Source organism: Streptomyces sp. NBC_00287 (assembly GCF_036173105.1).
GTDB lineage: Bacteria > Actinomycetota > Actinomycetes > Streptomycetales > Streptomycetaceae > Streptomyces.
Window position 1 is genome coordinate 1919766 of record NZ_CP108053.1, and the last position, 17659, is coordinate 1937424.

Genomic DNA, 17659 nt, shown 5'->3' on the forward strand with positions numbered 1-17659 from the left:
AAACGCCGACCGAACCCGTCACCCCACCGACGAGTAGGCCACAACCCCCCGCAGCAACTGATCAACCGCCTTGCGCGCAGCCTTCGCCACAGTCGACCCCTCCACAGGAGAAGCCGCTGAAATCTGCCCCAGCACATCGATCACCTGCTTGCACCACCGCACAAAGTCCCCCGCAGGCATCTCAGCCTCCCGAAGGACCTCATCCAGCCCCTTACCCGAGGCCCACATATACGCGGCCCAGGCAAACCCCAGATCAGGCTCCCGCTGCCCGACCCCCTCGGTCTGACTGATCCGGAAGTCCTCCTCAAGGGCATCGAGCCGCCCCCAGATCCGAACCATCTCCCCGAGCGCGGCCTTCGCCTTCCCGGAAGGCAGCTTCGGTGCCATCGCGTCGTCGCCGACGCGCGCCTCGTACACCAGGGCAGAGACACAGGCCGCCAGCTCAGCCGGAGCCAACCCCTCCCAGACCCCGGCCCGCAGACACTCACTGGCCAACAGATCCAGCTCGCCGTACAACCGCGCCAGCCGCTTACCGTGCTCGGTGACCTCGTCACCCCGCAGATAGTCCAGCTCGGTCAGCAGCGCCACGATCCGGTCGAAGGTCCGCGCGATGGTGTTGGTGCGCCCCTCGATCCGCCGCTCCAGCTGCGAGGTGTCCCGCAGCAGCCGGTGATACCGCTCGGCCCAACGGGCGTGGTCCTCACGGTCGTTGCACCCATGGCAGGGATGCGCGCGCAGAGCGCTGCGCAGCCGCGCGATCTCCCGGTCGTCCGCGGCCTGCGACCGCTTCTTGCGCGCCCGCTCCGGCGGAATGTGCCCCGCCTTGGTGCGCAGCGCGGAGGCGAGATCCCGACGGGACTGCGGGGAGCGCGGGTTGAAGGACTTCGGGATCCGCATTCGCTCCAGCGCCTCGACCGGCACCGGGAAGTCCATCGACGCCAGCCGCTTGACCTGCCGCTCGGCGGTGAGCACCAGCGGCCGCGGCCCGTCATGGTGCTCGAAGCCCCGGTGGCCGTTGGACCGCCCGGCGGGCAGCCCCGGATCCAGCACCAGCGCGAGCCCCGCGTACTTGCCGGTCGGGACATGGATGACATCGCCCGGCTTGAGCTTCTCCAGCGCGACGGCGGCCTCGGCGCGCCGCTGGGCCACGCCCTCCCGGGCCAGCTCGGTCTCCCGGTCCTTCAGCTCGCGACGGAGCTGCGCGTACTCCTCGAAGTCGCCGAGGTGGCAGGTCATGGAGTCCTTGTAGCCCTCGAGCCCCTCCTCGTTGCGCTGCACCTGCCGGGAGATCCCGACGACCGACTTGTCGGCCTGGAACTGCGCGAACGACGTCTCCAGCAGCTCGCGCGAGCGATGCCGCCCGAACTGCTCGACGAGGTTGACCGCCATGTTGTACGACGGCTTGAAGCTGGAGCGCAGCGGATACGTACGGGTGCCGGCGAGCCCCGCGAGATGTTCGGGGCTCATCCCCCGCTGCCACAGCACGACGGCGTGGCCCTCGACGTCGATACCGCGCCGTCCCGCACGACCGGTCAACTGCGTGTACTCACCCGGTGTGATGTCGGCGTGCTGCTCGCCGTTCCACTTGACGAGCTTCTCCAACACCACGGACCGCGCGGGCATGTTGATGCCGAGCGCGAGCGTCTCGGTGGCGAAGACGGCCTTCACCAGACCGCGGACGAACAGCTCCTCGACGACCTCCTTGAAGGTCGGCAGCATGCCCGCGTGATGGGCAGCGATCCCGCGCTCCAGGCCCTCCAGCCACTCGTAATAGCCGAGGACATGCAGATCCTCGGTCGGAATGGACGCCGTGCGCTCCTCGACCAGGGCGCGCACCTTCTCCCGCGCCTCCTCGTCGTTGAGCCGGAGTCCCGCGTACAGGCACTGCTGTACGGCGGCCTCGCAGGCGGCGCGGCTGAAGATGAAGGTGATGGCGGGCAGCAGCCCCTCGGCGTCGAGCCGTTCGATGACCTCGGGCCGGCCCGGCGTCCACACCCGCGAGCGCTGTCTGCGCTCCCGCTCCCGGTCGGCCTCGCGCATGGCGCGCCCGCGTCTGCGGTCCTGGAACGACGGCCGGGTGGCCTCCATGCGCGCCAGCCGCGTCAGATCGGGGTTGACGGCCTTCTTGTGGCCCTCGCCCTCCTCGAACAGGTCGTACATCCGGCGTCCGGCCAGCACATGCTGGAACAGCGGGACGGGACGGTGCTCGGAGACGATCACCTCCGTGTCGCCGCGGACGGTGTCCAGCCAGTCGCCGAACTCCTCGGCGTTGGACACGGTGGCCGAGAGGGACACCAGGGTCACCGACTCGGGGAGGTGGATGATCACCTCTTCCCATACGGCGCCCCGGAACCGGTCGGAGAGGTAGTGCACCTCGTCCATGACCACATAGCCCAGACCGATGAGGGTCTGCGAGCCCGCGTACAGCATGTTCCGCAGCACCTCGGTGGTCATCACGACCACCGGGGCACCGGAGTTGACGCTGTTGTCGCCGGTGAGCAGACCGACCTTGTCCGCGCCGTAACGGCGGCACAGGTCGGCGTACTTCTGGTTCGACAGCGCCTTGATGGGCGTCGTGTAGAAGCACTTCTTGCCCTGCTGCAGGGCGAGGTGGACGGCGAACTCGCCCACGATCGTCTTGCCGGAACCGGTGGGGGCGGCCACCAGCACGCCCTTTCCTTCTTCGAGTGCCTGGCAGGACTCGATCTGGAAGGGGTCGAGGCCGAAGTCGTACATCTCGCGGAAGGAGGCGAGCGCGGTGGCCTGCTCGGCAGCCCGCAGACGGGCAGCCGCATACCGCTCGGCCGGTGAGAGGTCCTCTGTCATCGTGCTTTCGAGCGTACCGGGCCCCACTGACAACAGGACGATCATTATCCGGATCCGGTTTCCGCAAACCCCGGATCCGCGCAGCTCACGGCCCTACGACCCGTACCGCGCCCGGTATACAGCGCGCGGTGAGCGGCAGCGGCCCGAGCGGCTCCCCGTCGGCGTACCCGGTGATGCCCTCGGCGGCGATCTTCACCCGCGCGGCTCGGACGACGGTGACCTTGGGATGGTCGACGTGGCCGCCCCGGTAGACGCTCGGGAACACCCTCAGCAGGGTGGCGCGGGAGCAGTCCCCGACGATCGTGATGTCGAACAGCCCGTCGGTGAGGTCGGCCCCGGGACAGATCCGCATGCCGCCGCCGTACGACGATCCGTTCCCGACCGCGACCAGCGTCGCCTCGATCTCCCGGACCTCGCCGCCGTCGAGCGTGATCCGGTACGGGAAGGGGCGGAAGGCGGCCAGCTCGGCGAGCATCGCGAGGTCGTACTTCAGGCGGCCGGTGGGCCAGCGCATGCGGTTGCCTCGGTCGTTGACCCGGGAGTCGAAGCCGGAGGCGAGGACGGTGCCGAACCAGCGGTCGTCGGCCTGTCCGAGGTCGATGTCGCGCAGCCGGGCGCCCTTGAGCGCCTCGGCGATCACCCGGCCCGCGGCGGCCGGGTCCAGCACGGGCAGGCCGAGGGCGCGGGCGAAGTCGTTGCCGGTGCCGACGGCGACCAGGCCGAGGGGTGTGCGGGTGCCGGCGACGGCCTGGAGCGCGAGGTTGGCCATGCCGTCCCCGCCGACCGCGACCAGTGCCCCGGTGCCGTCCGCGACGGCGGCACGCGCGCGTGCGAGGGCGTCCTCGGCATCCGCCCCGATGACCGTCCGTACGGTGAATCCGGCCGCGCGGAACGCGGAAGCGGCCGGCTGCGCCGCATGAGCGCCCCGGCCGCGTCCGGCGGTGGGATTGACGAAGAGAGTGATCTCGCTGCTCACGGGTCAGACCCTATGAGCTGCCCCGCGATCTTCAGGTCACGTCGTCATAACCGTTGACCCGCTCCGTGGTCGCCTGCTCGGGCAGCGCCCGGCTGGCGGAGACGGTCTCGACCTCGCCGATCTCCTCGGGGGTGAGGTCGAGGTCGGAGGCCTCGTCGTCCGCGGGGCCCAGCGCGTCACGGCGGCGCCTGCGACGGTCGTTGAGCAGCGAGACGAAGGTCGCGGCGAAGTACAGGATCCAGATGGGTCCGGCGAGCGCCAGCATGGTCAGCGGGTCGGTGCTCGGGGTCGCGAAGGCCGCGAACACGGTGATGCCCATGATCATGCCGCGCCACCAGCCGAGCATGCGCTTGCCGGTGATGGCACCGCTGAAGTTCAGCATGACCAGCAGTAGCGGCAGCTCGAAGGAGAGACCGAAGACGATCACCATGCGGGTGACGAGGTCGAGCAGATCGTCCAGGGGCAGGAGGTTGTCGACGCCGAACGGCGTGAACTCGATCAGCACCTTCGCGGTGGTGGGCAGCACCTTGTACGCGAAGAGGGCGCCCAGGAGGAAGAGCGGGAAGCCCGTGGCGACGAACCAGTACGCGTACTTCCGCTCGTGCCGGTGCAGGCCCGGGGCGACAAAGGCCCACAGCTGGTACAGCCAGATCGGCGAGGCCAGGACGACACCGGCCATCAGCGACACCTTCAGCGCCAGCGTGAAGGGGGTGAGCAGACCGTTGATGGTGATCTGCGCGCACGTCTCTTCGCTGGTGGTGTTGGCCAGCTCCTCGAAGCTCTTCGCGCAGCCGACCGACTCGAGGATCGGCTCCGTGAAGAAGCTGATGATGTCCATGTAGAAGAAGGCGGCGACGATCGTCACGGCGACGATGGCCAGCAGTGCCTTCGCGAGCCGGTTGCGGAGCTCACGAAGGTGTTCCGCGAGGGGCATCCGCCCCTCGGGATCCTTCTCCTTCTCCTTGTTGCGGGCAGGCTTCAGCAACCCACGTTCCCATCTCGTGCGGCGGGCCGGAGGTCACCGGCCCTGCGTCAGCGCTTGGTCGTGTCCGTCGGCTCGGTCACCGGGCGCGAGCTGGTCACGTCGCCGGGGGCCGCCTGGATGGTGCGCTGAGCCGGGGTCTGCTGGTCGTCGTTGGCCGGGGCCGACGGAGCGGACGCGTTGTCCTGGCCCTCGGACTTCATCGCCTTGGCCTCGCTCTTGAGGATGCGGGCGGACTTGCCGAGCGACCGAGCCATGTCCGGAAGCTTCTTCGCGCCGAACAGCAGGATGATGACGACGAGGATGAGAATGATCTCGGGAGCTCCGAGCCTTCCGAACATAAGTCTTTACCTTCTCACCGAGGCGGCTTGGGTGGGGTGCTGTCCGACCGGTCGGACAAGTGTCCGAGCGATCGTGTTGGCAGCGATCGTAACGCTCAGGGGTGAACGTGAGGCAATCCCCGTGCGTACTCCCGGTCCGCGGTCCGGGCCTCGTTCTCCGGGCCGCGACCAGCAGCGTACCTGGCACAGGCGTCCGGTTGACAGGGCGAAGTGGCCCAAAACGCATGCGGCGCAGGACTCACACCCGGTTCTCAGCCGGACTCACAGGGAGTCCACAGCCCTGGCCGTGCTCACGGCCGCCCGTTCCAGGTCCTCCGCCGCCCTGTTGATGCGCTGAGCGGAGTCCGAGACCTGCCTGCCGAGGCGCTGTGCCTCCAGGAAGACCCGCACCGCGAGCACACCGAGCACGGCGAGACCCAGGAAACCCACAGCAATCGCGAACATCGGCCAGAACATGACGCCGAGCCTAGAGGGTCGAGTGCAGCCGCAGGGTGCGGACCCCACCGCCGGTGAGCAGCTCGACGACGCGCTCCCCGGCCGGTTTGCGCACGGCCGCGCCGCACTCCGGGCAGGTGAAGGAGTAGAAGGTGGTACGGCTCGTGGCCCCGATGGCCAGCCGCAGGGCGCTCGCGGCGAGTTCGAACCGGCCCCGGCAGTCCGGACAGCCCGCCTTGAACACCACGGGGCTCACGCTTCTCATCCCGGCGAAAGCGGATGCGACGGACAGCACGGAATCACTCAAGCTCATCCACCCCTTTGATTTGGTCGATCGCCTACGGGCGCTCTGTGCCGGTGTCGAGAGACACCGGCGCGCCCTGCGGCTCACTCCCGGATGCCGTTTCCTTGCGCGCCCTGCGCCTCGATCCCGTCGTATGCCGCCAAGGCCTCTCGCGCAGCCTTGCGGGCGCTCTCCGCCAGCTCGGGGGGCGCGACGATATGGCCGTCGCGGCCGAGCCGGAGGGCGAGGCGCTTGAGCGACGCCGGGTCGGGCGTACGCAGAGAGATACGCAGCCCGCCGTCCGGCAGCTCATCCGCACTGTCGTGCGGGTAGTACTCGGCGACCCAGCGCCCGCCCGGGCCGACCTCGACGACGACTTCCGGGTCCTCGGCGGCGGGCTGCACCAGCCCCTCCGAGAGGTCCCGCAGCTCGACCTCGGGCGGCGCGGACGGCTCGTCGAGGATCTTGATCTCGGCGACCCGGTCGAGCCGGAAGGTGCGGCGCGCCTCGGAGCGGCGGCACCAGGCCTCGACGTAGGTGTGTCCGACGCTGACCAGGCGGATCGGGTCGATCTCGCGCTCGGTGAGCTCGTCCCGGGCGGGCGAGTAGTAACGGATCCACAGCCGGCGGCGCTCCGAAATCGCGCGGTCGACGTCCGCGAAGACCCCGCCCTCGGACTCGAAGGTCACCGAAAGACGGGAACTGGCGCCGGCCGTCTCGCCGGCCGCGGTCTCCACCTTCGCGGTGGCCCGCAGCAACGCCTGCCGGTCGCTCTCACGCAGACCGGGCAGCGTGGAGACGGCGCGCGCGGCGACCAGCAGCGCCGTCGCCTCGTCGGAGGCGAGCCGCAGCGGCTCGGCCACATCATCGGGGTTGTGCCACCAGATGCGCTCGCCGTCGGTGTCGATGTCGAGCAGATCGCCACCGCGGAAGCTGGTGCCGCACATGGGCAGCACATCGAGGTCCGAGACCAGCTCGTCCTCGGTGATGCCGAAGGCGCGCGCGACGTCCTCGACCCGGGCGCCGGGGCGCTCCCTGAGATAGGTCACCAGGGAGAGCATCCGCCGGGTCTGGTCGATGGCGTTCACGGGCCTGACCGGTTTGCCTGCCACTGTCCTCGTCCGCTCCCCCTCAGCCCTTGGCCACGGCACGCAGCCGGTCCATCACATCGGCCCGCAGCTCGGCGGGTTCCAGCACGACCACGTCCGGCCCGAACTCCACCAGCCAGGCGTCCAGGCCGTGCCCGTACGGAATCTCCAACTCGTCCCAGCCGTCCTCGAGTTCCCGCACCCAGGTGGCTTTCGCCCGCAAGGGGTACCCCGAGCCGGAGCGCAGCCGGATCAGCGCCGAGCGGTCGGCGGTCTCGCCCGCCCAACTGGCCACCGTCTCGCGCACGGTGACGACGTCCGGTACGGGGGCGGTGAACTTGCCGCCGCGCGAGCGCACTTTGCCGGTGATCCGGGAGAGCCGGAAGACCCGCTCGGCTCCCCGGTCGCGGTCCCAGCCCGCCAGATACCAGTGGCCGCGCCAGCACTCCAGCGCCCATGGCTCGACATGCCGGGGCTCGGGGCGGGCGGCAGTGGCCTTGCGGTAGTCGAAGGCGACCGGGCGGCGGTCGCGGCAGGCCAGCATGAGCGGCTCGAAGGCGGCCTCGTGCACGGGGATCCGCGGCTCCAGAGCGCCATGGGTCTCGTACATGTCGACGTCCTCGGGCATTCCCGCCGCGCGCAGCTTCTGCAGGGCGCCGCTGGCGGCTCCGGCGAGCCGGGCCTGCTGCCACACCTTGGCGGCAAGGCCCAGGGCGGCGGCCTCCTCGGCGTCGAGGGTGATGGGGGGCAGCCGGTTGCTGTCGCGGCGGGCCATGTAGCCGACCTCGCCGTCGAGGCTCTCCACGGTCTCGATGACCAGGCCGAGCTCGCGCAGATCGTCCTTGTCCCGCTCGAACATGCGGTTGAAGGAGTCGTCGCTCCCGGCTTCCAGATAGGCCTCGATGGACTCACGCAGCTCGCGCTTGCTCAGTGGCCGCCGCGTCCCGAGCAGACACAGCGCCAGATTCATGAGCCGCTCGGCCTTGGCAATGGCCATCGACGCCCTTCGCCTTCCCTATGGTCCTTAGACCGATGACCGTACCGCCCCCAGGTGGCGCGGCAAAAGCCGAGGGCCCATGCCCGGACAGGCATGGGCCCCAGGTGATCGGGTCCGGTCGTACGACGATCAGACCCCAAGTGATCAGACGCCGAGGAGGTCGACCACGAAGATCAGGGTCTCGCCCGGCTTGATGGCCGGCGTCGGGCTCTGGTTGCCGTAGGCGAGGTGCGCCGGGATGGTCAGCTGGCGGCGGCCGCCGACCTTCATGCCCTGCACGCCCTGGTCCCAGCCCTTGATGACGCGGCCGCCACCGAGCGGGAAGCGGAACGGCGTACCGCGGTTCCAGCTCGCGTCGAACTCCTCGCCGGTGCTGAAAGCGACGCCGACGTAGTGCACGGTGACGGTCTGGCCCGCCTCGGCCACCGCGCCGTCGCCCTCCCAGATGTCCTTGATCTCGAGGTCCGCCGGCGGCTCGCCACCCGGGAAGTCGATCTCCGGCTTGTCGATGCTCACGTGTTCAGCTCCATGCTTGTTGTGTAAAGCCAACGGTCACAGTCTTACATCCCCCGCGGGGTCACATCTTCGCCAGGATGTCGACCGAGAAGACCAGCGTGGAGTCCTTCTTGATGCCGCTGCCCTGCGGCGGGCTGTCGCCGTAACCCAGCTTCGGCGGGATGACGATGAGGACGCGGCTGCCGACCTTCTTGCCGGTCAGCCCCTGCGCCCAGCCCTTGACGACCTGCTGCAGCGAGAAGGAGACAAGCTGCTTGTTGGCGTAGCTGGAGTCGAACTCCTTGGCGCCGTCCCACAGCACGCCCTTGTACTGCACCAGCACGCTGTCCTCGGCGGCGACCTCCTCGCCGTCGCCCTCCAGGATGTAGCTCGCCACCAGCTCGGTCGGCGCGTCGGCGTCCGGGACCTCGATGGAGGGCGCCTTGCCGTCGGTGTTGGTGCCGACCTTCGGCAGGTCGATGTTGTCCTGGGCGACCTCGGTGCCCTTGGCGGAGCTCTTGGTGTTGAAGGTGCCCTGCACATCCACCACGAACACCAGTGTGTCGGTGCCCTTGATGCCCGCCTGGCTGTTGCCCTGCTCGCCGTAGCCCCAGGTCGGGGGGACGGCCATCTGGACTCGGCTGCCGACCTTCTTGCCGGCCAGGGCGTAGCGCCAGCCGTCGATGATGCTGCCCTGGGCGAGCTGGATGACCAGCGGGGTCTTGCGGTCGTAGGAGTTGTCGAAGACCTTCGCCGTGGCCCAGACCTGGCCGAGGTAGTGGGCCTGGACGTAGTCGTTCTCCGCGACGGTCGTGCCGCCCCCCGCGATCACCGTCTTCACGGCGAGGTCCTTCGACGGGTCGCCACTGCCCTTGGCGACGGTCGGCTTCTCGTCGAACTTGGTGCCCGCGGTGATCGCCGGCAGCGGGCCGTCCACGATCTTCGGCGACGGCGCGGCCGAGGTCTCGGGGGCCGAGGGCGACGGGGTGTCGCTCGCCTCGCTCGAGCCGGAATCCTCGTCCCCGCATGCGGCGAGCGTGGCGAGTCCTGCGGGTACGGCAATGAGAAGTGAGCGTCGGCGCACGGTGGGGGCCTCGTAATCGGTCGATCTTGTAGATGGAGTGCGCGCAACTCTACGGCGTGAGAAGGGCGCCGTACGGGAAACGTACGGCGCCCGTGTTGCGTTCCGGCGTTGTTGAGCCGAAACGCAGCGGTCACATACCGGCGATCAGTTTCTCCACCCGGTCGTCCACGGAACGGAACGGGTCCTTGCACAACACGGTGCGCTGGGCCTGGTCGTTGAGCTTGAGGTGGACCCAGTCGACGGTGAAGTCCCGGCGCTGTTCCTGGGCCCTGCGGATGAAGTCGCCGCGCAGCCGGGCCCGAGTGGTCTGCGGCGGAACGGACTTGCCTTCGAAGATCTTCAAGTCATTGCAGATCCGGGCTGCTTGACCCTTCTTCTCCAGCAAGTAGTACAAGCCACGACGGCGGTGGATGTCGTGGTAGGCGAGGTCTATCTGCGCGACCCGGGGGTGCGACATGGTCATGTTGTTCTTGGCGCGGTAGCGCTCGATGAGCTTGTACTTCATGACCCAGTCGATCTCGGTGCCGATGCGGTCGAGGTCCTCGGACTCGATCGAGTCCAGCGTGCGGCCCCACAGCTCCAGCACCTGCTCGACGGTGCCGGTGCGGATCCCGCGGCGCTCGCAGAAGTCCACGGCCTTCTCGTAGTACTCCCGCTGCACCTCCAGCGCGGAGGCCTCCCGGCCGCTGGCCAGACGCACCTTGCGCCGGCCGGTGATGTCATGGCTGACCTCGCGGATCGCCCGGATCGGGTTCTCCAGGGTCAGATCCCGCATCACCGTGCCCGCCTCGATCATGCGCAGCACCAGATCGGTGGCCCCGACCTTGAGCAGCATGGTCGTCTCGGACATGTTGGAGTCGCCCACGATGACATGCAGCCGGCGGTAGCGCTCGGCGTCCGCATGCGGTTCGTCGCGGGTGTTGATGATGGGCCGGGAGCGGGTCGTCGCCGAGGAGACGCCCTCCCAGATGTGCTCGGCGCGCTGGCTGACGCAGTACACGGCCCCGCGCGGGGTCTGCAGCACCTTGCCCGCACCGCACAGCAGCTGGCGCGTGACCAGGAACGGAATGAGGATGTCCGCGAGCCGGGAGAACTCCCCGTGCCGGGCCACCAGATAGTTCTCGTGGCAACCATATGAGTTGCCCGCCGAGTCGGTGTTGTTCTTGAAGAGGTAGACGTCGCCCGCGATTCCTTCCTCGTGCAGGCGTCGTTCGGCGTCTACCAGTAGCCCTTCCAGAATGCGTTCGCCGGCCTTGTCGTGGGTGACCAGTTCGATCACGTTGTCACATTCGGGTGTCGCGTATTCCGGATGTGAGCCCACGTCGAGATAGAGGCGGGCGCCGTTCCGCAGAAAGACATTGCTGCTGCGGCCCCATGACACGACACGGCGGAAGAGGTACCGCGCCACCTCGTCAGGCGACAGACGGCGCTGTCCCCTGAACGTGCACGTGACGCCGTACTCGTTCTCCAGCCCGAAAATGCGGCGGTCCATGACTGAACATTACGCCCGATCCCCTGTGCTGAAACGGGGTTCGACAGCACGGTTTGGATCATTTTCCGATGAAGCCGCAACGACCGCTGTCTGCGCGGACGCTGCGAGGACCCGCCCGGTGGCCAGCAGGACCAGCAGCGACACGCCTCCCGCGACACCCGGAACGGCGAAGCCCCACGCGGCTCCGCCGGCCTCGACGACCGGGCCGGTGAGCCCTGTTCCGACCGACGCGCCGACGGTGAACGTCGTCACAAGCCAGGAGAAAGCCTCGGTGACCGTCCCCCTCGGCGCGTGCCGGTCCACGAGCACAAACGCACAAGCGATACAGGGCGCCAGGAACACACCCGACAGCACAGCGAGCAACACCATGGCGAACGCGCCCGGCATCAGCATCAGCGGCAGGTAACACACCGCCAGAAGAGCCGTCAGAACCGTCAGTCGCCGCGCGGGCTCACCCGCCCACTGCCGCGCCCCGTACACAGTGCCGCCGATCAGGGCCCCGAGACCCAGCCCCGCCATGAGCCAGCCGTACACCGCGTCACCGCCGTGGTCGTCCGCATACGGCACCGAGGCGACCGTGATGGAGCCCAGCGCGATACCCACGAACAGGAACGCGCCCAGCAGCGCCAGCAGTCCCGGCGAGCGCAGCGCGCCCAGCCAGTGCGCCTCACGCGGCGCCGAACGCCACGCGCGCGAAGGCGGCGAGACCACTACGGAGAGAGCGCCGAGGACGCCTATGACATTCAGCACGAGCAGCGCCGCCTGCGCCGACCACAGCGCCGTGCACACCGTCACCAGCAACGGTCCGACGGTGAACATGACTTCCTGCGCCACGGCGTCCATGGCGTACGCCGTGTGCACCTGGTCCTCCCTGCGCAGCACCGACGGCCACAACGCCCGCAGACCGCCCTCCAGGGGCGGCGTGAACAGACCGGCGGCCGCGACGGCCGCGTAGGCGAGCGGCAGCGGCCCGATGCCCGCGAAGGCGAACACCGCCATCGCGAGGGCGGACACCACCGCGGAGGGCAACTGCACCCGCGGCTGCCCGCGCAGATCGACCAACCGGCCGAGCAACGGCTGTCCTACGGCATTGGCGACGCCGTAGACCGCCGCCAGCGCCCCGGCCAGGCTGTACGTGCCGCCCTCGGCGCGGACGAACAGCACGATCGCGATGGCGGCGGTGGCGTTCGGCAGCCGGCCCACCAGCGTGCCGACGAGCAGCCGCGTGGCGTGCCTCGCCCTGAGGATCTCCAGGTATCCCGCGGCCATGTTCGTTCCACTCCTCGCCGAGACGCATGAGGTTTTACGTATAACTTCCTCCGTCATACGTACCATGTGCGCTGTTCACGCGTCCAGACGAAAGCGCAGGCAGCACGGTGGCACGAGGCAGCACCCGCCCCACCAGCCGGGACGTCGCCCAGGCCGCGGGCGTCTCCCAGGCCGCCGTATCCCTCGTGCTCGGCGACAAATGGCGCGGCCGGGTCTCCGAGGCCACCGCCGAGCGCGTACGCCAGGCCGCCCGCGAACTCGGCTACCGGCCCAACCTCGCCGCCCGCAACCTCCGCCTCGGCCGCACCCGCACCGTCCTGCTGGTCGTCCCCGCCCTCACCACCGAGTTCTTCGCCGGCGTCTACACCGGCGCCGCCCGCGTCGCCGCCGCCCACGGCTTCGGCGTCGTGCTCTACCCCTCCCCCGAGGGCATCGGACCCGCCCGCGACCCCTTCGCCTCCGCCCAGGCCGCCCTGGACGGCGTCATCGCCTCCTCCATGGCCGCCGACGCCCTCACCACCATCCGCGGCGACCAGCTGCCCCTCGTGATGCTCGACAGCGACCCGGCCGGCAGCCTCGGCGCCGCCACCGTCAACCTGGACATCGCCGACGGCGTACGACAGATCGCCGACCATCTGCTCGGCCTCGGACACCGCCGCTTCCTGCACCTGGCCGCGGACGTGCCCTCCTGGACCTTCGAGGTCCGCGCCCGAGAACTGCACGCGCGCGTGGCCGCCGTTGCCGACACCACCCTGTCGACGGCACGCGCCCCGATCTCCATCGAGGGCGCCCAGCGCGCCGCCGAGACCGCGCTCTCCGCACCCGGCCCCCGCCCCACCGCCCTGATCTGCGACGACGACAAGCTCGCCGCGGGCGCCTACAAGGCCGCCCGGCGCCTGGGCCTCAGCATCCCCGAGGACCTCTCCGTCACCGGCCTGGACGACCTCGCCCTGGCCACCGCCATCGACCCGGAGCTGACGACCGTACGGCTGGACGCGGAGCTCTTCGGCGAACGCGGCATGCAGGCCCTGCTGGCCGTCCTGGAGGGCCGTACACCCGAAGCGGGCGATATCCCCGTCGAACTGGTCGTACGGGGCTCCACAGCGCCACCTGGCGCCTCCTGAAACGCCCTGCGCCCCGGCCGAGAGGTCGGCCGGGGCACAGCGGGGTGAGATGGGCGCGGTGAGATGGGCGCGGACTACTCCTCGTCGGAGCCCTCGGCGTCCTCGGCGCTCTCCGCCTCGGTCGCCGCGCCATCGGCGGCCTCCAGCAGCCGGGCGAGCTGACGGCCGACGATGCGCCTGAACTTGCGCTGCTGCGGACGCGTACGGTCCAGCACCGCGACCTCCAGACGCTCGGCGGGGATCTCCCGCTGCGTGCCGTTGGACTCACGGGACAGAGCCTGCACCGCCAGCTTCAGCGCCTCGGCGAGCGTCATGCCGTCCTGGTGACGCTGGTCCAGGTAATTGCTGATCAGCTCGGCGTTACCACCGACCGCGACCGAGCCGTGCTCGTCGACGATCGAGCCGTCGTGCGGCAGCCGGTAGATCTGGTCGCCCTCCGGCGTCTCACCGACCTCGGCGACGACCAGCTCCACCTCGTACGGCTTCTCGGCCGCGGAGGAGAAGATCGTGCCCAGCGTCTGGGCGTAGACGTTGGCCAGACCGCGGGCGGTCACATCGTCCCGGTCATAGGTGTAACCCCGCAGGTCGGCGTACCGGACGCCACCGATCCGCAGGTTCTCGTACTCGTTGTACTTACCGGCGGCCGCGAAGCCGATCCGGTCATAGATCTCGCTGAACTTGTGCAGCGCGCGGGACGGGTTCTCGCCGACGAAGACAATGCCGTCGGCGTACTGCAGCACGACCAGGCTGCGGCCGCGGGCGATGCCCTTGCGGGCGTACTCCGCCCGGTCGGCCATGGCCTGCTGGGGGGAGACATAGAACGGCGTCGACACCGGTTATCCGTCCCTTTCTGTGGAAGTCACTGCGATCACCGTGCAAGAACCAAGTCCGCCGACTACAGCAGCGCGGCCCGCGGGCCGTCGGGCTGCTCCAGACGTCGCTCCAGGATCGAACGGGCGATCTCGGAGGACTCGTCATCGGTGAGCCTGCGGAAGCCGTCATCGGTGATCACGGTGACGATGGGGTAGATCCGGCGGGCGACATCGGGACCACCGGTCGCCGAGTCGTCGTCTGCCGCGTCGTACAGGGCCTGCACCACCAGTGTCGTGGCCTCGGACTCAGTCAGGTCAGCACGGAAGAGCTTCTTCATGGCACCGCGCGCGAAGATCGAACCGGAGCCGGTGGCGGCGTAGCCCTGCTCCTCGGAACGGCCGCCGGTGACGTCGTAGGAGAAGATCCGCCCCTTCTCCCGGTCCACGTCGTACCCCGCGAAGAGCGGCACGACAGCCAGCCCCTGCATGGCCATGCCCAGATTGGACCGGATCATGGTCGACAGCCGGTTCGCCTTGCCCTCCAGCGACAGCTGAGCGCCTTCGACCTTCTCGAAGTGCTCGAGCTCCAACTGGAACAGCTTGACCATCTCGACCGCGAGCCCCGCGGTACCGGCGATACCGACGGCCGAGTACTCGTCCGCGGGGAAGACCTTCTCGATGTCCCGCTGAGCGATCACATTCCCCATGGTCGCCCGCCGGTCACCGGCCAGCACAACGCCCCCGGGGAAGGCCGCGGCCACGATGGTCGTCCCGTGCGGCGCCTCGATCACGCCCTTCGTGGGCGGGAGTTGACGGTTCCCGGGCAACATATCCGGCTGATGCTCGGACAGAAAGTCCATGAACGAGGCCGACCCAGGCGTCAGGAAGGCAGCTGGTAGACGCCCGGTGCTACGAGTGTTGGCTTCCACGCGATTCCTTCCACGTAAGCAGCAGCCCGCCTTATGACGTCGGGCCGATCCTTGAACTGCCCCAGTGCGGCATTGCAGCTGAAGCACAGTACGCCACGGACCCTACCCGTCTCATGGCAGTGATCCACATGCTCGGCGGGGGCGGCAAGGCATATACAGCAGATGCCTTGCTGCTCGGCGACCAGCGCGTCCAACTCCGCTGGTGTGAGGCCGTACTTGCGCTTGAAGTAGCTGATCCGGTTCCGTTCCGCCCGACATGCACGGCAGTAACTCGCCCAGCCGTCCGACGAGGACTTGTTGCGCTCCCACTCGGAGTGCGCCTTCACCTCTTCGCACTGCGGACACCGTTTATGCCCCGGCGGGACCGGCACCCTCTCCCGGACCTTCTTCCCTTTGGACTCCTGGCGCTGCCGGTAGTACTCGGCTGAGCACTCCCGGCAGTACGCCTGGAGGCCATCGGGCATGGCCTTGTTGCTTGCGAACGCCACACGCGGCAGGTGTTGCTGGCACCGCGAACAGCGTCTCGACGCTGACTGTTCGTCCACTCCGAACTTCCCCCGACTTCACCTTTGATTCAAAGGTGAAATCACTCGCCACCCTTCTGAACAAATGACCTCACGAAATCCTCGGCGTTCTCTTCGAGCACATCATCGATTTCGTCGAGGACGGAGTCCACGTCGTCGCTCAGCTTCTCCTGTCGCTCCTTGAGGTCCTCGGAAGCCTGCGCTTCTGCCGCCTGCTCCTCGACCTCCTCGGTGGAGCGTGTGGCCTTCTGCTGTCCGCCGCCGGTGTCCTTGGTTGCCATAACCCTCACCCCGCTCAGTTCGCCCGACATGGTCGCCAGGTCGACATTCCTGCCGATCGGTGATGATCAGACCCTACAAGCCCGGTCTGACATCGGCCCCGCACTTTCCTCAACGTGCGGGGGCCACCTCGATGATTCCCGGACGGTGGGTTTTCCACCCTGTCCGGCCCCCAGGACCCGGGTACCCCCTCACCCGCCGGACAGGACCCTGACCAGGTCTTCGGCGGTCCTACAGCGGTCCAGGAGCTCCTTGACGTGATTACGCGTTCCGCGAAGTGGTTCGAGGGTTGGGACGCGCTGGAGGGAGTCCCGGCCCGGCAGATCGAAGATCACCGAGTCCCAGGAGGCCGCCGCGACATCGTCGGCGTACTGCTCCAGGCACCGACCGCGGAAGTACGCGCGGGTGTCCTCCGGCGGCTTGGTGCGCGCCCGCTCGACCTCGGTCTCGTCCAGGAGGCGCTTGATGCGCCCGCGGGCCGCGAGACGGTTGTAGAGGCCCTTCTCGGCGCGTACGTCGGCGTACTGGAGGTCGACGAGGTGCAGCCGGGCTGCGTCCCAGTCGAGGTCGTCGCGGCGCCGGTAGCCCTCCATGAGCTCCCGCTTGGCGACCCAGTCCAGTTCGCCGGCGAGGCTCATGGGGTCGTTCTCCAGGCGGTTGAGGGTGTCCTCCCACCTGGTCAGGACGTCCTTGGTCTGGTCGTCGGCGTCGGCGCCGAAGCGCTCCTCGACGTACTTGCGGGACAGCTCGAAGTACTCCATCTGGAGCTGGACCGCGGTGAGTGTCCGACCGCTGCGGAGCGTGACCAGGCGCTTGAGTGTCGGGTCGTGGGAGACCTGGTGGAGGGTGCGGACGGGCTGGTCCACGGCCAGGTCCACGGCGATGAAGCCGTCCTCGATCATGGACAGCACCAGGGCTGTCGTGCCGAGCTTCAGGTACGTCGAGATCTCCGACAGGTTCGCGTCGCCGATGATCACGTGCAGTCGGCGGTATTTCTCCGCGTCCGCGTGCGGTTCGTCCCGTGTGTTGATGATCGGGCGCTTCAGCGTCGTCTCCAGGCCGACCTCGACCTCGAAGTAGTCCGCGCGCTGGCTGAGCTGGAAGCCGTGTTCGTGTCCGTCCTGGCCGATGCCGACGCGGCCCGCTCCGGCGAAGACCTGACGGGAGACGAAGAAGGGCGTGAGGTGGCGCACGATGTCCGAGAAGGGGGTCTCCCGCTTCATCAGGTAGTTCTCGTGCGTGCCGTAGGAGGCGCCCTTGTTGTCGGTGTTGTTCTTGTAGAGGTGGATCGGCTGGGCGCCGGGCAGCTGGGCGGCGCGTTCCGCGGCCTCGGCCATGATCCGCTCGCCTGCCTTGTCCCACAGGACGGCGTCCCGCGGGTTGGTGACCTCCGGGGCGCTGTACTCGGGGTGGGCGTGGTCGACGTAGAGGCGCGCGCCGTTGGTGAGGATGACGTTGGCCAGGCCGATGTCCTCGTCGGTGAGCTGGCTGGCGTCGGCGGCCTCGCGGGCGAGGTCGAAGCCTCGCGCGTCCCGCAGCGGGTTCTCCTCCTCGAAGTCCCAGCGGGCCCGGCGGGCCCGGTGCATCGCCGCCGCGTAGGCGTTGACGATCTGGGATGAGGTGAGCATGGCATTGGCGTTGGGGTGACCGGGGACGGAGATCCCGTACTCCGTCTCGATGCCCATTACTCGCCGTACGGTCATGCGGCCCTCCTTGCCCGGCG

18 protein-coding genes are annotated in these 17659 nt (G+C 68.9%); 1 reads left to right on the forward strand and 17 read right to left on the reverse strand.

The window, feature by feature from the left end; translation table 11 throughout:
- Window positions 1-18: 18 nt before the first annotated feature.
- The 12 genes from OHT76_RS08750 to OHT76_RS08805 all read right to left on the reverse strand — a co-directional run bounded on the left by OHT76_RS08750 (window position 19) and on the right by OHT76_RS08805 (window position 12268).
- Window positions 19-2871 carry a DEAD/DEAH box helicase gene (locus OHT76_RS08750; protein WP_328870180.1) on the reverse strand — a complete coding sequence of 951 codons (2853 nt, stop codon included), beginning with the start codon at window positions 2869-2871 and terminating at the stop codon, window positions 19-21.
- Between the two features lie 40 nt (window positions 2872-2911).
- The gene (locus OHT76_RS08755; protein ID WP_328870181.1) at window positions 2912-3802 is read right to left on the reverse strand and encodes a diacylglycerol kinase; all 891 of its coding nucleotides are present in this window, start codon (window positions 3800-3802) and stop codon (window positions 2912-2914) included.
- Window positions 3803-3833: 31 nt separating this feature from the next.
- Window positions 3834-4787 carry a twin-arginine translocase subunit TatC gene (gene tatC, locus OHT76_RS08760; protein ID WP_328870182.1) on the reverse strand — a complete coding sequence of 318 codons (954 nt, stop codon included), beginning with the start codon at window positions 4785-4787 and terminating at the stop codon, window positions 3834-3836.
- Window positions 4788-4834: 47 nt separating this feature from the next.
- Window positions 4835-5125 carry a Sec-independent protein translocase subunit TatA gene (gene tatA / locus OHT76_RS08765; RefSeq protein ID WP_328870183.1) on the reverse strand — a complete coding sequence of 97 codons (291 nt, stop codon included), beginning with the start codon at window positions 5123-5125 and terminating at the stop codon, window positions 4835-4837.
- Window positions 5126-5386: 261 nt separating this feature from the next.
- Window positions 5387-5581 (reverse strand): hypothetical protein, encoded by a 195-nt coding sequence (locus tag OHT76_RS08770; protein ID WP_328870184.1) that lies wholly within the window; start codon window positions 5579-5581, stop codon window positions 5387-5389.
- A 10-nt stretch (window positions 5582-5591) separates the two neighbouring features.
- Window positions 5592-5873 carry a hypothetical protein gene (locus OHT76_RS08775; RefSeq protein ID WP_328870185.1) on the reverse strand — a complete coding sequence of 94 codons (282 nt, stop codon included), beginning with the start codon at window positions 5871-5873 and terminating at the stop codon, window positions 5592-5594.
- A gap of 74 nt (window positions 5874-5947) precedes the next feature.
- The gene (locus OHT76_RS08780) at window positions 5948-6955 is read right to left on the reverse strand and encodes a helix-turn-helix transcriptional regulator (RefSeq protein ID WP_328870186.1); all 1008 of its coding nucleotides are present in this window, start codon (window positions 6953-6955) and stop codon (window positions 5948-5950) included.
- 19 nt (window positions 6956-6974) lie between these two features.
- Window positions 6975-7928 (reverse strand): helix-turn-helix transcriptional regulator, encoded by a 954-nt coding sequence (locus OHT76_RS08785; RefSeq protein ID WP_328870187.1) that lies wholly within the window; start codon window positions 7926-7928, stop codon window positions 6975-6977.
- Window positions 7929-8072: 144 nt separating this feature from the next.
- Window positions 8073-8444 carry an FKBP-type peptidyl-prolyl cis-trans isomerase gene (locus OHT76_RS08790; protein ID WP_328870188.1) on the reverse strand — a complete coding sequence of 124 codons (372 nt, stop codon included), beginning with the start codon at window positions 8442-8444 and terminating at the stop codon, window positions 8073-8075.
- A 61-nt stretch (window positions 8445-8505) separates the two neighbouring features.
- Window positions 8506-9507: an FKBP-type peptidyl-prolyl cis-trans isomerase gene (locus OHT76_RS08795; RefSeq protein WP_328870189.1), complete on the reverse strand. Its 1002-nt coding sequence runs from the start codon at window positions 9505-9507 to the stop codon at window positions 8506-8508.
- 130 nt (window positions 9508-9637) lie between these two features.
- Window positions 9638-10999, reverse strand: a complete 1362-nt coding sequence (pafA, locus tag OHT76_RS08800; protein WP_328870190.1) for a Pup--protein ligase — start codon at window positions 10997-10999, stop codon at window positions 9638-9640.
- Window positions 11000-11008: 9 nt separating this feature from the next.
- Entirely contained in the window at window positions 11009-12268 is a 1260-nt protein-coding gene (locus OHT76_RS08805) for an MFS transporter (protein WP_328870191.1), read from the reverse strand.
- Between the two features lie 107 nt (window positions 12269-12375).
- Here OHT76_RS08805 and OHT76_RS08810 point away from each other — a divergent pair, with 107 nt between their 5' ends.
- Window positions 12376-13392: a LacI family DNA-binding transcriptional regulator gene (locus tag OHT76_RS08810; RefSeq protein ID WP_328870192.1), complete on the forward strand. Its 1017-nt coding sequence runs from the start codon at window positions 12376-12378 to the stop codon at window positions 13390-13392.
- Between the two features lie 74 nt (window positions 13393-13466).
- On the opposite strand, the gene prcA is transcribed toward OHT76_RS08810, so the two are convergent.
- The 5 genes from prcA to dop form a co-directional block, all read right to left on the reverse strand.
- Window positions 13467-14225 carry a proteasome subunit alpha gene (gene prcA, locus OHT76_RS08815; protein ID WP_328870193.1) on the reverse strand — a complete coding sequence of 253 codons (759 nt, stop codon included), beginning with the start codon at window positions 14223-14225 and terminating at the stop codon, window positions 13467-13469.
- A gap of 62 nt (window positions 14226-14287) precedes the next feature.
- The gene (prcB, locus tag OHT76_RS08820) at window positions 14288-15133 is read right to left on the reverse strand and encodes a proteasome subunit beta (RefSeq protein ID WP_328870194.1); all 846 of its coding nucleotides are present in this window, start codon (window positions 15131-15133) and stop codon (window positions 14288-14290) included.
- The gene (locus tag OHT76_RS08825) at window positions 15085-15621 is read right to left on the reverse strand and encodes an endonuclease VII domain-containing protein (RefSeq protein ID WP_328870195.1); all 537 of its coding nucleotides are present in this window, start codon (window positions 15619-15621) and stop codon (window positions 15085-15087) included. Before OHT76_RS08825 ends, prcB begins: the two co-directional genes overlap by 49 nt.
- A gap of 98 nt (window positions 15622-15719) precedes the next feature.
- Window positions 15720-15938, reverse strand: coding sequence for a ubiquitin-like protein Pup (locus OHT76_RS08830; RefSeq protein WP_037760434.1), 219 nt, complete (start codon window positions 15936-15938; stop codon window positions 15720-15722).
- Between the two features lie 189 nt (window positions 15939-16127).
- Window positions 16128-17639: a depupylase/deamidase Dop gene (gene dop, locus OHT76_RS08835; RefSeq protein ID WP_443049743.1), complete on the reverse strand. Its 1512-nt coding sequence runs from the start codon at window positions 17637-17639 to the stop codon at window positions 16128-16130.
- Between the last annotated feature and the right edge of the window lie 20 nt (window positions 17640-17659).

Coding starts and splice junctions, on each gene's coding strand:
- OHT76_RS08750 (WP_328870180.1), bottom strand. CDS start 2,871: ATGATCGTCCTGTTGTCAGTGGGGCCCGGTACGCTCGAAAGCACGATG.
- tatA (WP_328870183.1), bottom strand. CDS start 5,125: ATGTTCGGAAGGCTCGGAGCTCCCGAGATCATTCTCATCCTCGTCGTC.
- OHT76_RS08770 (WP_328870184.1), bottom strand. CDS start 5,581: ATGTTCTGGCCGATGTTCGCGATTGCTGTGGGTTTCCTGGGTCTCGCC.
- OHT76_RS08775 (WP_328870185.1), bottom strand. CDS start 5,873: ATGAGCTTGAGTGATTCCGTGCTGTCCGTCGCATCCGCTTTCGCCGGG.
- OHT76_RS08785 (WP_328870187.1), bottom strand. CDS start 7,928: ATGGCCATTGCCAAGGCCGAGCGGCTCATGAATCTGGCGCTGTGTCTG.
- pafA (WP_328870190.1), bottom strand. CDS start 10,999: ATGGACCGCCGCATTTTCGGGCTGGAGAACGAGTACGGCGTCACGTGC.
- OHT76_RS08805 (WP_328870191.1), bottom strand. CDS start 12,268: ATGGCCGCGGGATACCTGGAGATCCTCAGGGCGAGGCACGCCACGCGG.
- OHT76_RS08830 (WP_037760434.1), bottom strand. CDS start 15,938: ATGGCAACCAAGGACACCGGCGGCGGACAGCAGAAGGCCACACGCTCC.
- dop (WP_443049743.1), bottom strand. CDS start 17,639: ATGACCGTACGGCGAGTAATGGGCATCGAGACGGAGTACGGGATCTCC.